At 70.2% G+C, this 13119-nt stretch carries 14 protein-coding genes; 8 read left to right on the plus strand and 6 right to left on the minus strand.

The annotated features are described in order from the left end of the window. Positions 1 to 59 precede the first annotated feature (59 nt). Genes HPY32_RS42940 through HPY32_RS42975 form a run of 8 tightly spaced genes read left to right on the plus strand, consistent with a single transcriptional unit; the run spans position 60 to position 6176 of the window. A complete protein-coding gene (locus tag HPY32_RS42940) occupies positions 60 to 1157 on the plus strand; it encodes a 4Fe-4S dicluster domain-containing protein (RefSeq protein WP_067586158.1) in 1098 nt (365 codons plus the stop codon). After that, positions 1144 to 1653: a Crp/Fnr family transcriptional regulator gene (locus HPY32_RS42945; RefSeq protein WP_231951588.1), complete on the plus strand. Its 510-nt coding sequence runs from the start codon at positions 1144 to 1146 to the stop codon at positions 1651 to 1653. Before HPY32_RS42940 ends, HPY32_RS42945 begins: the two co-directional genes overlap by 14 nt. Next, a complete protein-coding gene (locus HPY32_RS42950; RefSeq protein WP_082871222.1) occupies positions 1650 to 2504 on the plus strand; it encodes an FAD/NAD(P)-binding protein in 855 nt (284 codons plus the stop codon). The genes HPY32_RS42945 and HPY32_RS42950 overlap by 4 nt, the downstream gene beginning before the upstream one ends. After that, complete coding sequence (locus HPY32_RS42955; protein ID WP_067586155.1) at positions 2504 to 3277, plus strand: NADH-quinone oxidoreductase subunit B family protein; 774 nt, start codon at positions 2504 to 2506, stop codon at positions 3275 to 3277. Before HPY32_RS42950 ends, HPY32_RS42955 begins: the two co-directional genes overlap by 1 nt. After that, positions 3261 to 4553 (plus strand): Ni/Fe hydrogenase subunit alpha, encoded by a 1293-nt coding sequence (locus tag HPY32_RS42960; RefSeq protein WP_067586153.1) that lies wholly within the window; start codon positions 3261 to 3263, stop codon positions 4551 to 4553. The genes HPY32_RS42955 and HPY32_RS42960 overlap by 17 nt, the downstream gene beginning before the upstream one ends. Next, positions 4550 to 5026 carry a hydrogenase maturation protease gene (locus HPY32_RS42965; protein ID WP_067586150.1) on the plus strand — a complete coding sequence of 159 codons (477 nt, stop codon included), beginning with the start codon at positions 4550 to 4552 and terminating at the stop codon, positions 5024 to 5026. The genes HPY32_RS42960 and HPY32_RS42965 overlap by 4 nt, the downstream gene beginning before the upstream one ends. Further along, positions 5023 to 5175, plus strand: coding sequence for a hypothetical protein (locus HPY32_RS42970; RefSeq protein WP_156674368.1), 153 nt, complete (start codon positions 5023 to 5025; stop codon positions 5173 to 5175). The genes HPY32_RS42965 and HPY32_RS42970 overlap by 4 nt, the downstream gene beginning before the upstream one ends. After that, positions 5172 to 6176 (plus strand): Acg family FMN-binding oxidoreductase, encoded by a 1005-nt coding sequence (locus HPY32_RS42975; RefSeq protein ID WP_082871221.1) that lies wholly within the window; start codon positions 5172 to 5174, stop codon positions 6174 to 6176. The genes HPY32_RS42970 and HPY32_RS42975 overlap by 4 nt, the downstream gene beginning before the upstream one ends. Before the next feature lie 156 nt (positions 6177 to 6332). Here HPY32_RS42975 and HPY32_RS42980 read toward each other — a convergent pair whose 3' ends face one another. From HPY32_RS42980 to HPY32_RS43005, 6 genes are all read right to left on the minus strand, one after another. Next, positions 6333 to 7229 (minus strand): universal stress protein, encoded by an 897-nt coding sequence (locus HPY32_RS42980; RefSeq protein ID WP_067586147.1) that lies wholly within the window; start codon positions 7227 to 7229, stop codon positions 6333 to 6335. 29 nt (positions 7230 to 7258) lie between these two features. Next, the gene (locus HPY32_RS42985; RefSeq protein ID WP_067586144.1) at positions 7259 to 7858 is read right to left on the minus strand and encodes an Rv1733c family protein; all 600 of its coding nucleotides are present in this window, start codon (positions 7856 to 7858) and stop codon (positions 7259 to 7261) included. 30 nt (positions 7859 to 7888) lie between these two features. Further along, positions 7889 to 8875, minus strand: coding sequence for an Acg family FMN-binding oxidoreductase (locus HPY32_RS42990; RefSeq protein WP_067586141.1), 987 nt, complete (start codon positions 8873 to 8875; stop codon positions 7889 to 7891). A 208-nt stretch (positions 8876 to 9083) separates the two neighbouring features. Then, complete coding sequence (locus HPY32_RS42995; RefSeq protein ID WP_067586138.1) at positions 9084 to 9521, minus strand: DUF6069 family protein; 438 nt, start codon at positions 9519 to 9521, stop codon at positions 9084 to 9086. Between the two features lie 149 nt (positions 9522 to 9670). Beyond that, positions 9671 to 12055, minus strand: coding sequence for a phosphoketolase family protein (locus tag HPY32_RS43000; RefSeq protein WP_067586136.1), 2385 nt, complete (start codon positions 12053 to 12055; stop codon positions 9671 to 9673). 10 nt (positions 12056 to 12065) lie between these two features. Next, on the minus strand, positions 12066 to 12986 hold the full coding sequence (locus HPY32_RS43005) for a universal stress protein (RefSeq protein WP_067586134.1): 921 nt from the start codon (positions 12984 to 12986) through the stop codon (positions 12066 to 12068). Positions 12987 to 13119: the final 133 nt, after the last annotated feature.

The raw sequence follows: 13119 nt of genomic DNA on the forward strand, positions 1-13119 counted from the left end.
CCGGCCGCAGGGGACCTTCGCCTCTCGCCGGCGGCATCGGACCCGGTCACACTCGAGAGATGACGCCTCGTGACACGATGGTGATCGACCGAGCCGGTCTCGACCGCCTGGTGGATACGCTGCGCGAGCACGGGTATCGGGTCATCGGTCCGCAACTGCGCGGCGGCGCAATCGTTCTCGACGAGCTGGACTCCGGGGCGCAACTGCCCGCCGGATGGGGCGTGCAGACCGCGCCGGGCCGGTATCGGGTGTATCGCCGCGACGATGTCGCCGTGTTCGCGCATTCGGCCGGACCCGGTTCCTGGAAGCAATTCCTGCATCCCCCACACCGCAAGGTGTGGGAAACAGGACCCGATCTCACCCCGGAACCGGCGGACGAAACTCCGGCCCGGCTCGCGTTTCTCGGCGTGCGCGGCTGCGACTTCGCGGCCCTGTCGATTCTCGGGCGAGTGCTCGGCGGCGATACCGCGCCGTTCGTCATCGCGGTGAACTGCACCGAGCCGGGCGGCGTGTGTTTCTGCGTCTCGATGGGCACCGGACCGGGGGTGTCGCCGGGCTACGATCTCGCTCTCACCGAGCGCATCGACGGTGCGGGACACCGGTTCCTGGTCGATGTGGGCAGCGACACCGGTGCACGCATCCTCGCCGAGGTCACCGCCCGCCCGGCGGACGCGGCGCAGATCGCGGCCGCGCAGGAGGAGGTGACGGCGGCCGCGGGCCGGATGGGCCGGGCCATGCCCGAGATCGACCTCCGCACACTGATCCGGGACTCCCGGGAGTCGCCGCACTGGCAGGATGTCGCGAGCCGGTGCCTCACCTGCGCCAACTGCACCATGGTGTGCCCCACCTGTTTCTGCACCACCACCGAGGACGTCACCGACCTCACCGGCGAGCATGCCGAACGCTGGGAGCGGTGGGCGTCCTGCTTCGAACCGGACTTCTCCTACCTGCACGGCGGCGCCGTGCGGCAATCCGGCGCGAGCCGGTATCGGCAGTGGCTGAGCCACAAGCTGAGCACCTGGTACGACCAGTTCGGCAGTTCGGGATGCGTCGGGTGCGGGCGGTGTATCGCGTGGTGCCCGGCCGGGATCGATCTGACCGCCGAGGTCGCCCGCCTCGCCCAACTGGCCGAAGGGACCGGCGGTGCCCACCGCTGACGAACTGTCCGAATTCGCCCACCTGGCCTCGCTGAGCCCGGCCGAGCTGGCCGCGCTCGCCCGGACCGGGCGCGAGGTGTCGTTCCGCACCGGGGAGCGGGTGATCACGGAAGGCCGACCGGCACAACGCTGCTGGCTGATCCGCCGGGGCCGGGTCCGGTTGGACGTCCACGTGCCCGGCCGCTGCGACGTCGTCGTCCAAACCCTCGGTCACGGCGATCTGCTGGGCTGGTCGTGGCTGGTGCCCCCGTACCGCTGGCATTTCGGCGCGGTCGCCGACGAACCGGTGCACGCGATCGAATTCGATACGGCCGCACTGTCCGAACTCGCCGACGAGGACCCGTCGTTCGGCCGGGCGCTGACCCTCATGCTGTTTCAGGCGCTGCTCGAACGGCTCCAGGCCACCCGGGCCAGGCTGCTCGACCTCTACCGCAACCCGGCCGGCGGTGGCGTCGAGTATCCGTGTCACGGCGGAGCCGGGCAGGTTCCACGATGAGTGTCGAAGTACCGGCCCGCGCGACACCCGTCGACGACACGATGCTGCCCTACCGCGTCACCGACCGTATCCGGCAGACCGCCGACACGGCGACACTGCTGCTGGAGCCGGTCGGCCGTGCGGCGCAACGCTTCCGGGCCGGGCAGTTCATGATGCTCTACAGCTTCGGCGTCGGCGAGATCGCCATCTCCATCAGCGGAGACCCGGCCGCCCGCGACGCCGTCCTGGAACACACCATCCGAGCGGTCGGCGCGGTGAGCGCGACGCTGCACGACACCCGCGTGGGCGGCCTGCTCGGCGTGCGCGGCCCGTTCGGCACCGGCTGGGATATCGAGTCGGCGGCGGGACGCGATCTGGTCGTCGTCGGCGGCGGAGTCGGCCTGGCGCCACTGCGCCCGGTGGTGCTGGGCGCGCTGGCCGATCGCGAGAACTACCGCCGCATCATCGTCGTCACCGGCGCCCGCACGCCCGCGGACATCCTGTTCCGCGACGATCAGGACCGGTGGGCATCGTCCGGCACGGTCGACCTGTGCCAGACCGTCGATCATCCGGGGCCCGGCTGGACGGGCCGGATCGGTTTCGTCACCGAGCCGCTGGCGCAACTGACGCTGGACCCCGGCCGCACCACCGCCTTCCTGTGCGGCCCGGAACCCATGCTGCGGTTCAGCGCACACACCTTGCGGCGCAAGGGAATCGCCGCGACCGACATCCGCGTATCGCTGGAACGCAACATGCAGTGCGGCGTCGCGCGCTGCGGCCACTGCCAGCTCGGCCCGCTGCTGCTCTGCCGCGACGGCCCGGTCGTCGACTACGCGGTGGCCGAGCCGCTGCTGGCCGTGCGGGAGTTGTGATGGACGCCCCGACGCTCGCGGTCTGGAAGTTCACCTCCTGCGACGGCTGTCAGCTCACGCTGCTGGACTGCGAGGACGAACTGCTGGCCCTCGCGGGCCGGGTGCGCATCGCGCATTTCCTCGAGGCGTCCAGCGCGGTGGAGCCGGGACCCTATGACGTCTCCCTGGTGGAGGGCTCCGTCACCACACCGGCGGATCTGCGCCGCATCGCCGAGATCCGGGCGCAATCGCGGATTCTGGTGGCCATCGGGGCGTGCGCGACCCACGGCGGGATCCAGGCGCTGCGCAATTTCGCCGACATCGCCGAATTCACGTCGGTGGTATACGCGAGCCCGCAGCATATTTCGACGCTGGCGACCTCCACGCCGATCTCCGCGCATGTGCCGGTGGATTTCGAGCTGCGCGGCTGTCCGATCGACCGCCGCCAGCTGCTGGACACGCTCTGCGCGTTCCTGGCCGGGCGCGCGCCCGATATTCCGAACACCAGCGTGTGCACCGAATGCAAGCGCCGCGGTACCACCTGCCTCACGGTCGCCCACGGCATCCCGTGCCTGGGCCCGGTCACGCAGGCCGGATGCGGCGCGCTGTGCCCGGCGTACCGGCGCGGCTGCTTCGGCTGCTTCGGGCCGATGGCGACACCGAATATCGGTGCGCTGCTTCCCATCCTGCGGGTCAACGGCATGGACCAGGACGAGATCGACCGGGTGTTCACGACATTCGCGGCGGCCGCACCGGCGTTCGCGGACAGGAGCCGCGATGAGTCATCGCAGTAGGCAGTTGAAGGTCAGCTCGCTGGCGCGCGTGGAAGGCGAAGGCGCGCTGCGTATTACCATCGTGGACGGCCGAGTCGAGCGCGCCGAATTGAACATCTACGAGCCACCCCGGTTCTTCGAGGCGTTCCTGCGCGGCCGCGCCTACACCGAGCCGCCCGACATCACCGCGCGCATCTGCGGCATCTGCCCGGTGGCCTACCAGACCAGCGCCTGCAATGCGGTCGAGCAGCTGTGCGAAGCCCGGCTCGACGAGCCGCTGGCGCTCCTGCGGCGGCTGCTGTATTGCGGTGAATGGATCTCCAGCCACGCCTTGCACATTCACCTGCTGCACATTCCCGACTTCCTCGGCTACCCGGACGCGGTCGCGCTCGCCGCCGACCACCGCGACCTCGTGGAACGGGGGCTGGCGCTGAAGAAGGCGGGCAATGCCCTGCTCGAGCTCATCGGGGGGCGGCCGATCCATCCGATCAACGTCCGGGTCGGCGGCTTCTATTCGGTTCCCGACCGCGCCGACTTCGCCCCGGTGGTCGAACAGCTGTGCCGCGCACTGGATTACGCCGCGCACACCGCGCAGTGGGCCGCGGGCTTCGAGTTCCCCGACCTGGAGCTCGACCACGACCTGCTGGCCGCCACCGCACCGGGCCGATACGCCATCGAGACCGGGGATCTGCACACCAGCACCGGATTGCGTTTCCCGGCAGCCGAATTCCCCGCCCACGTCGTCGAGCGGCAGGTGCCGCACTCCACCGCGCTGCACGCCGCTCTCGACGGCGGCCGCTACCTGACCGGGCCGCTGGCCCGCTACACGCTGAACTCTCCGCTGCTGTCGCCGATCGCCCGGCAGGTCGCGGCGGCGGCCGGGCTCGGCGACGAGTGCCGGAACCCGTTCCGCAGCATCCTGGTTCGCTGCGTGGAGGTCGTCTACGCCATCGACGAGGCGCTGCGGCTGATCGACGGGTACCAGCGGCCCGCGCGCGCCGCGGTTCCCGTCTCGCCGCACGCGGGCACCGGTCACGGCGTGAGCGAGGCGCCCCGCGGAACGCTGTACCACCGCTATGACGTCGACCCCGACGGAATCGTCCGCTCCGCCACCATCATTCCCCCGACATCCCAGAACCAGACCGCCATCGAGGACGACCTGCGCCGGGTCGTCTCGGCCAATCTCGACCTCGACGACGCCGCGCTGACCACGCTGTGCGAGCGCACGATTCGCAACTACGACCCGTGCATCTCCTGTTCCGCGCACTTTCTCGAACTCGACGTGGTGCGGCGATGACCCGGCCGCGCGCGGTCGTCATCGGCGTCGGCAACGAATACCGCCGCGACGACGGGATCGGGCCCGCGGTGGCGGCCCGGATCGACGCGCTCGGTCTCCCCGGCGTTCTGGTCACCCTCTGCGACGGCGAACCGGCCGGGCTGCTCGACATCTGGGCAGGCGTGGACCTGGCGATCGTGGTGGACGCGGTGCTGTGCGAACCGTCGGCGCCGGGCCGGATCTGGCGCACCACCGTCGACGCGCTGCGCGGCCGCACCCGGGCCACCAGCTCGCACGCCCTCGGCATCCCCGATGCCCTGCCCCTGGGCCGCGCCCTCGGCCGCGTCCCCGGCGAACTCGTCGTCCTGGCCGTCGAGGCGGCCCGCCTCGATCTCGGTGCGGGACTGTCCGATCCGGTCGCCGCCGCCGTGCCGCGGGTGGTCCAGGCCGTGCTGGCGGAGCTGGAACGGCTCGGTACAAGGAAGGACTCATGAACGGACTTGTCATCGTCGTGGTCGTCGCGGAGCTGCTGATCGTGGCGGCACTCTCGCTCCGCGTGGTGTCCCGGTATCAGCACCGGCAACCGACGACGACCCGACCCGCACCGATATCCGACGAAACCCTGGAGACCGCACGACAGTGACCACCCTGCCGACCTACGAGGTCGTCGAGAACGCCGTCCGGCTGGCCGGACGCGCCCCCTCGCTGCACAACTCCCAGCCGTGGCGCTGGGTCTTCGATGGCTATCAGCTGCACTTGTTTTCGGCGCGCGAACGCATGCTGCCGGCCACCGACACGCTGGGGCGGCAGATGATCATCAGCTGCGGGATCGCGCTCGGCCATCTGCGCACCGCGCTGGCCGCCGCGGGGTGGCGAATCTTCCTCGCCCGCTGTCCGGATCCGGGCCGCGGCGACCACCTGGCCGCGATCCGATTCACGTCGGCACCGATCGTCACCGACGCCGACCGCGACCGCGCCGCCGCGATCACGCAACGACACACCGACCGGCTACCACTCGCCCCACCGAACGGATGGGACGAGTTCGAGATCGTGCTGCGCTCCACCTTCGATCCCGCCGACGGGGTCCTCGATGTACTTCCCGAAGACAAGCGCCCGCAACTGGCGCGCGCCAGCGAACTCACCGCCTCGCTGCGCCGCTACGATTCCAGCTACCAGCACGAATTACGGTGGTGGACGGGACATGTCGTGGCCGACACCGGTATACCCGCGGATACGCTGCTCTCCCCCGAAGAACGCGTCGGCGTACCCGTCGGCCGCACATACCCCACCCCCGACATCGGGCCCCGACGCCCGGGAGCCGTCGACCAGGCCACGGTTCTCGTGCTGTCCACCCCCACCGACCAGCACATGGACCTGTTGCGCTGCGGCGAGGTGCTGTCCACCGTCCTGCTGGAATGCACCGTCGCCGGGTACGCCACCTGCCCGCTCACCCACCTCACCGAGATCCCGCGCAGCCGCGCCATCGTCGCCACCCTCACCGGTCGAAAGCAGTTGCCGCAGGTACTGATTCGGGTCGGCACGGCACCGGAGTCCGCCGACCGCCCCACACCCACCCCGCGCCTGCCGCTGGCCGACATCCTCGAGCTGACCGGACCGGGAGCCGAGGCCCGAACACTGCCGTGATCCGCCCGGCAAAATGCTGGATGATCTGCTCATGGTGGGGAAGGCGCCGTTGTGCCAGAAATAGGGGAGGTATCACGCCCCGAACCCGACCCAACCGGCATCGTCGCGGGCGGCGTAGATGTGGTCGAGGTTGCGCAGCAGCCCGGTGGTGAACTGTTACGCCTTGCGCACGACGAGGGTCGGGCAGTGCACCGAGTGCAGCAGGGCGTTGCTGGTGGAGCCGAGCAGCATGCCGGTGAAGCCGCCGCGGCCGTGGCTGCCGACGACGAGCAGTTGCGCGGTCTCGGCTTCGTCGACCAGCGCGCGAACCGGCCTGTCGCGGACCAGGATTCGATGGACCGGGACCTCGGGGTAGCGTTCGGACCAACCGGCCAGGCTTTCGGCGAATACGGCGTCTTCGCTCTCGCGGATGTCGTCCCAGCCCATCATGGCCACATCCAATCCGGCGCTGACATCGCTCCAGGCGTGCACGGCGGTCAGGCCGACCTTGCGGCGCGCCGCCTCCTCGAACGCCACCCCGACGGCAGCGGCGCTGACCTCGCTGCCATCGATACCGACCAGGACCGGTTTGGTGGCCGAGGCCGGGTCGTTGGCGGAGCGGCCGTGCACGACGGCGACCGGACAGTGCGCGTGCCGGGCGACTGCGGAGCTGACCGAGCCGAGCAGTCCACGCCCGAACGCGCCCAGGCCGCGGCTGCCGACCACCAGCATGCGCGCGGACCGTGAACGTTCCAGCAGATCGGGAATGATCGGCGCGTCGACCACCTCGGTGGTGATCTCCTGCGACTCGGGTGCGATCTCCCGCACCACCCGGCGGGCCTCGGTGAGGACGCGCTCGGCGTCGGTGTGCAGCCAGCTCAGATCGGTGCCGGTGAGCATGGCGCCCGGCCCCCACCCGGGCGGACAGGCCGCGGAATTGACCAGGTGCAGACGGCAGCCGTGCAGCACGGCCTCCGTGGCCGCCCACCCGGCCGCCTGATACGACACGTCCGAACCGTCGACGGCGGCGACGATCGGCGGATTCGGCTCGGTGTGCTGTGGATTGTCGGTCATGCCGGTATCTCCTTGTCGGTGTGCGGGTTTCAACGGTCCTGCCCGAGGGGGCGGCTGACGGTTCGCCATTCGCGGGCCCAGCGGGCGCGGTTGCGCAGGTCGAACGCCCAGTGCGCGAACGAGAGCACCGCCGCGGTCGCGAGCCATGCCGACGTCAGCACCACCAGGCCGGTGCCCACACCGCGCACGGCGGCCGCGCCCGGGGGCGTCGGCTCGGAGGTCGGTGCGCCGTCGGGGCCGATCCACATCGAGATCGTGTGCCCGCGAGCGGCATCGCGCGGCACGTCGACCGTCGCATGCCCCGGGCGGCCGTTCGCGGTCCACCGCACCGGGGCCTGGTATCGGTAGCTGATCTGCCCGGCCGCGTCGGTCTCCGTAATCTTGGACGGATCCGCCGACAATGCCGCTGTGACACTACTTTTCGTCGCGTTCTCGCGCTGGATGTGCAGGGCCGAGCCGCTGTAGTCGGCGGTGCCCGCCGCACCGGCGACCGGTATCGCGGCCAGGATCACCGCCGCCGCGAGCAGTCGCAGCAGCCCCTCGCATCGATCCGAGCCGCGCATGAGCGGATTCGGATTCCACGGCTGGGCACGCCAGAATCGCCGGAGCGCGGAGGGAAATCGGGTCATGGCAATCATCTCTTCACCGGTCGTGCCGCCTCACAGCGCGGACACGACCTCCTCGAGGGGACGTCGGGGTGTCGCGGGGATCGGCTCGGCACTCGTTGCCGCCCAACCGGTTCGGATGATGAGCTGCGGGATGCCGCTGTCGTGCAGGATCTCCGTGCGGATGGCCGCCCGGGTATCGGGCAGCTCCAGCGGTTCGCTCAGCGGGCAGGTGGCCAGCCCGAACGAGGTCGCGGTCAGCAGGACCGCGCTGGCGGCCTCACCGGCCCGCAATCGCGAGACCCGGTCGTCGCCCGCGGTACTCAGCACCAGCATCCGGTCGGCGACGTCGATATCGTGGACAACCACCTGGGGCAGAACGGGATCGGCGAACGGCCGCACGGTCGCATCGGCCGCCGCCACCGCGCTGCGGGCGGGCACGCCCTGGGGAGAAGCGTGGCGGCCACTCCAGCGCGCCAATTCCGCGCCGTAGGAGAAGTCCCGGGCGTGGCTGGCGGCCGCCCGCTCGAACACTCGCAGCAGCAGTGCCCGGGCCTCCGCGGTCTCGACGTCCTGAGTCACGACACCGCAGGCGGACGCCGCATACCGCATCGCGTCGACGTAGGCGGCGGGTACCTCCCACGAGGTGCAGCGGCGGCGGTCGGTGCTGCGGCGGCCGATCGCTCGCGCCAGCTTGACCGCTTCGGCATTCGGTGCGGCGGGCCGGAATTCGATCGCGGCCAGATGATCGGGCTCGGCCGGATTCGGCAGCCGGTGAATCACCGTCTCCCACCCGAACACCCGCAGCGCGACCCGCAGATGATGCAGCGCCGCACCGCAACTGACGATCAGATCGCGCATATCGGGATCGGTGTGCGGCAGCTGCCGACTCGGATCGGCATACAGGTGCACGGTGCGCCTCCCCAACCGCCACAGCCACGGCTGCGTATTGTGCACCGAGGGCGCCCGCACCGCCATCGCCAGCGCGGCGCGGACTGTGTCGTGATCGGGATGTGGAGTCGACCCCGTGAAATCGGCCATCGCTCGCCCCTTTCGGTCCGTGTCGGGAAAGACCGTTCCGGTTGTGTGCGTTCAGCATCCCGCGCGTACACCGCCGGGCGAGACGGCCGAAGGTCACCTGCCCACGGGCCGTCCGGCAGCCTCGAGGCCGAGACCGCCGAGAGCCCGCACAGGCCCGGAGTTCCCGTACAGATCCCGGGCGACGATTACCGGGGTGCAGGACCAGCGACTATCGGACCGACCCGGTCGCGACGGAACCGAGCACGCTGGTCAGGCAGACGCCCGCGACGAGATTGATCGCGGCCGTGGCGATCTGGGCGCTGTGCTCGGCGGAGACGGTGAACGGCAGGATCACCGCTGCCGCCGTGGCCAGTGCGGTGATCCAGTAGAAGAAGGTGAGCGGGCTGGGCATGAATTCCAGCAGCAGGTGCAGCAGCGCCGTGGCGAGCAGGGTGATCCCGGCGGCGGCGAGGGCGTAGGTGGTGGTGTTGGCGGTGCCGTAGGCGCCTTCGCGGGCGGGGGCGAGCACGGGAATGCCGAAGACGCCCCGGACCAGCAGGATGGCGACGACGATGAGCAGGGCCATCACGACCGCGGTGCCGATGCCACCGGCCCACAGTCGCCCGGCGCGAATCCTCGGCGGCGGAGGCGGTTCGTAGTCGCTCATATCGGACCGCCTTTCGATGGCCAGGTGTCGCATCGCAGAACCGGCGCTCGGCTGAACACCCCCATGTGTTACCACAGTTGCGCTTGTATCGGGGCGCCATCGCGAACCTCGACCCGCCATTTCGTCTTGCCGCCACCCGCGTCCGGTCGTCACCTACCGGGAGGCACTCCCTGCCATCGCCAGTCGCTGATCTCCGGCGGGTCCTCGCCGTATCGGCAGGCGTACGCCTCGGCCCGGTCCAGCAATTCGAGCAGCCGGTCGCGCAGGTGCCCGATCCGGTCGCCCACGCGCGCAACCTGTTCCAGCGCGGCCAGGGCCAGGTGATAGCGGTCGATGCCGTTCATCGCGCACATCTGGAACGGGGTCGTCGTGGTGCCGTTGTCGTGGAAGCCACGCACGTGCAGCCGCTCGTGGCCGGGACGGCGATAGGTGAGCTGGTGGATCAGCCACGGGTAGCCGTGGAAGGCGAACACGATCGGCCGCAACGCGGTGAAGATCTCGACGTAGCGCCGGTCGGAGATGCCGTGCGGATGCCGGTCGGCGGGGAACAGCCGCGCCAGATCGACGATGTTCACCACGCGCACAGCGAGATCCGGCGCCATCTCGCGCAGCACCGCGACCGCGGCCAGCGTCTCCTGGGTCGGCACGTCGCCCGCGCAGGCCAGCACCACATCGGTGTCGCCGCCCTGATCCGAACTGGCCCAACTCCAGACGCCCAGCCCCTGCGCGCAATGCAGCCGGGCCTGCTCGTCGGTCAGATATTGCAGCGCCGGTTGCTTGCCCGCCACAACCACATTCACCCGGTCGCGGCTGCGCAGGCAGTGGTCGAACACGTGCAGCAGGGTGTTGGCGTCGGGCGGCAGATACACCCGGCACACCTCCGGCCGCTTGCTCAGCACATGGTCGATGAATCCGGGGTCCTGATGCGAGGCCCCGTTGTGATCCTGCCGCCACACATGCGAGGTGATCAGGTAGTTGAGGCTGGAAAGCGGCTCCCGCCAAGGGAATTCGGCGGCCATATGCAGCCACTTCGCGTGCTGCACCACCATCGAGTCCACGACGTGCGCGAACGCCTCGTAGGTGGAGAAGACCCCGTGCCGCCCGGTCAGCAGATAGCCTTCCAGCCAGCCCTGGCACAGATGCTCCGACAGCACCTCGAACACCCGGCCGTCCGGGGCCAGCCGATCGTCGCCGGGGCGGACGGTGTCGCACCAGCGTCGCCCGGTCACCTCCAGCACCGCGTCCAAACGGTTGGAGGCGTGCTCGTCGGGTGAAAAGAACAGCAGGTCACGGGGATTGGCGACGGCGGCATCGCGCAGGTAACCGCCCAGCACCCGCGTGGCCTCGCCGACGGTCGCACCCGGTTCGGGCACGGGAACGGCGTGCTCGGCCGCGTCCGGGAGTCGCAGGTCGGTCCGAGTTCGCCCGTGCGCCAGCGGATTCGCGCTCATCCGCAGATCGGCGCGCGGAGGCAGATCGCGGATCTGCCGTGTCGGAGCGCCCTTCTCGTCGAACAACTCCTCGGGCCGATACGAGCGCAGCCAGCGCTCCAGCATTGCCAGATGCTCCGGATTGTCCCGGACCCCGGCCAGGGGCACCTGGTGGGCGCGGAACGTGCCCTCCACCGCGACCCCGTCCACGACCGCCGGGCCGGTCCAGCCCTTCGGGGTGGCCAGCACGATCATCGGCAGCCGGGGATTGCGCGGCCCGATGCCCAGCCGGGCGTCGTCGCGGATCTCGTCGATGCGTTCGAACACCTCGTTGAGCACCGCGATATACCGTTCGTGCACCTGCCGCGGGTCGTCGCCGGTCACATACAGCGGCTCCCAGCCGTGCCCGGTCAGCAGCGCGGTCAGATCCTCGCGCGGCATGCGTGCCAGCAACGTCGGATTGGCGATCTTGTAGCCGTTGAGATGCAGGATCGGCAGGACCACCCCGTCGGCGACCGGGTTCAGGAATGCCGGTGCGTGCCAACTCGTCGCCAGCGCACCGGTTTCCGCCTCCCCGTCGCCGATCATGCACGCCACGACCAGATCCGGGTTGTCCAGCGCCGCCCCGGTCGCATGGGCGAGCGAGTATCCCAGCTCGCCGCCCTCGTGGATCGAACCCGGCAGGTGCGGCGAGGTGTGACTGGGCACGCCGCCCGGAAACGAGAACTGCCGGAACAACTCTCGCATACCGTCGGCGTCGCGCGCGGCCTCCGGATGGTGTTCGCCGTAGGTGCCCTCCAGCCAGGCCGCCGCGTTCAGTCCCGCGGCCCCGTGGCCGGGCCCGCAGACGAACAGCATCGGCTGCCGCCGCCGCACGATCACGCGGTTGAGGTGCGCATAGGTCAGCGTGATACCCGGCACGCTCCCCCAGTGCCCGATCAGGCGCGGCTTGATATGGTGCGGCGCAAGCGGTTCCGTCAGCAGCGGATTGTCCAGCAGATAGATCTGCCCCGCCGACAGGTAGTTCGCCGCCCGCCACCACGCATCCAGATCCTCGATCATCTCCGCCGTGCCGATCTCCAGCGGGGCCAACGCATCGGTCATCGCACACTCCCTATTTCGCCGGATGGACTACCATGATCGGGCAATTTGCGTGTTGCACAAGGGAATTCGAGGTGGACCCCAGCAGCAGCCCCTGAAATCCGCCGCGCCCGCGGCTACCCACCACCACCAGTTGCGCCGACTCCGACCACTTCCGCAATATCCCGGCCGGGCTCGACATCGCCACGCTGCGGGTCACCGTGACGTCCGGATACTTCTCCTGCCACCCCGCCAATCGCTCGGCCAGCACCGCGTGCTCGTTCACCTCGATATCGGGCACCAGGAACAACAGATACGGATCCCCCGCGAACTCCCCGAAGTTCGCGTCGTTCCACACATGCACCGCCACCAGTTCCGCGCCGCGCTGCGACGCCTCCTCGAACGCGGCGCCGAGCGCGGCCTCGCTCACCGCGCTGCCATCGACGCCGACCACCACCGGGCCGTCTTCGCGCACGGCATCGGTATCGGGGTTCGTGCGCACCACCGCAATCGACCCGAAGCCGTGCGCGGTAACCGCCAGCAGTGTCGTACCCAGGTGGGCGCGCAGACCGTTCGTCCCCGCCGCCCCGAGCACGGTCAGATACGCCGAGCCGCTGAGCCGCCGCAGCAGCGCGGCCGGGGCCTCCGACGACACCTCGGTGTCGACCCGGACCTCCGGCGCGGCGTCTCGCGCCCGGCGAGCGCACCGCTCCACCAGCGTCTCCGCCCGAACTCTCGCGGCGTCCAGCACCGGCGGCACCCACACGTCGTAGCGACCGCAGACCTGCGATATCCGATCCAGACCCAGGCCGTGCACGATCCGCACCGCGCGTCGGCGTTGCGCGGCGAGTGCGACCGCCCAGTCCAGCGCCCGCTCCGAGGCGTCGGAACCGTCCACGCCGACCACAACCGCCGCCGACGCCAAGTGGTGCATGTCATCGAGTTGCTCGACCATCGCGAACCCTTTCCCTCGGCCGTGGGATGCCCGCTATCCGGGTGGACAACCATCACCGTAGGAATCCGCGCACCCTGGGCGATGCGGCCTAAAGTCCTCGTCCCCGGGGCAGTTGGGCCGCCGCGAAAGCCGG

This window comes from Nocardia terpenica (assembly GCF_013186535.1).
Classification (GTDB): Bacteria; Actinomycetota; Actinomycetes; order Mycobacteriales; family Mycobacteriaceae; genus Nocardia; species Nocardia terpenica.

What these genes read in the sequence shown, in the direction of transcription:
- HPY32_RS42970 (WP_156674368.1), top strand. Translation starts at nt 5,023, where the DNA reads ATGAACGGACTTGTCATCGTCGTGGTCGTCGCGGAGCTGCTGATCGTG.
- HPY32_RS43005 (WP_067586134.1), bottom strand. Translation starts at nt 12,986, where the DNA reads ATGGTCGAGCAACTCGATGACATGCACCACTTGGCGTCGGCGGCGGTT.
- HPY32_RS43000 (WP_067586136.1), bottom strand. Translation starts at nt 12,055, where the DNA reads ATGACCGATGCGTTGGCCCCGCTGGAGATCGGCACGGCGGAGATGATC.
- HPY32_RS42955 (WP_067586155.1), top strand. Translation starts at nt 2,504, where the DNA reads ATGGACGCCCCGACGCTCGCGGTCTGGAAGTTCACCTCCTGCGACGGC.
- HPY32_RS42965 (WP_067586150.1), top strand. Translation starts at nt 4,550, where the DNA reads ATGACCCGGCCGCGCGCGGTCGTCATCGGCGTCGGCAACGAATACCGC.
- HPY32_RS42940 (WP_067586158.1), top strand. Translation starts at nt 60, where the DNA reads ATGACGCCTCGTGACACGATGGTGATCGACCGAGCCGGTCTCGACCGC.
- HPY32_RS42960 (WP_067586153.1), top strand. Translation starts at nt 3,261, where the DNA reads ATGAGTCATCGCAGTAGGCAGTTGAAGGTCAGCTCGCTGGCGCGCGTG.
- HPY32_RS42980 (WP_067586147.1), bottom strand. Translation starts at nt 7,229, where the DNA reads ATGACCGACAATCCACAGCACACCGAGCCGAATCCGCCGATCGTCGCC.
- HPY32_RS42950 (WP_082871222.1), top strand. Translation starts at nt 1,650, where the DNA reads ATGAGTGTCGAAGTACCGGCCCGCGCGACACCCGTCGACGACACGATG.
- HPY32_RS42990 (WP_067586141.1), bottom strand. Translation starts at nt 8,875, where the DNA reads ATGGCCGATTTCACGGGGTCGACTCCACATCCCGATCACGACACAGTC.
- HPY32_RS42995 (WP_067586138.1), bottom strand. Translation starts at nt 9,521, where the DNA reads ATGAGCGACTACGAACCGCCTCCGCCGCCGAGGATTCGCGCCGGGCGA.
- HPY32_RS42985 (WP_067586144.1), bottom strand. Translation starts at nt 7,858, where the DNA reads ATGACCCGATTTCCCTCCGCGCTCCGGCGATTCTGGCGTGCCCAGCCG.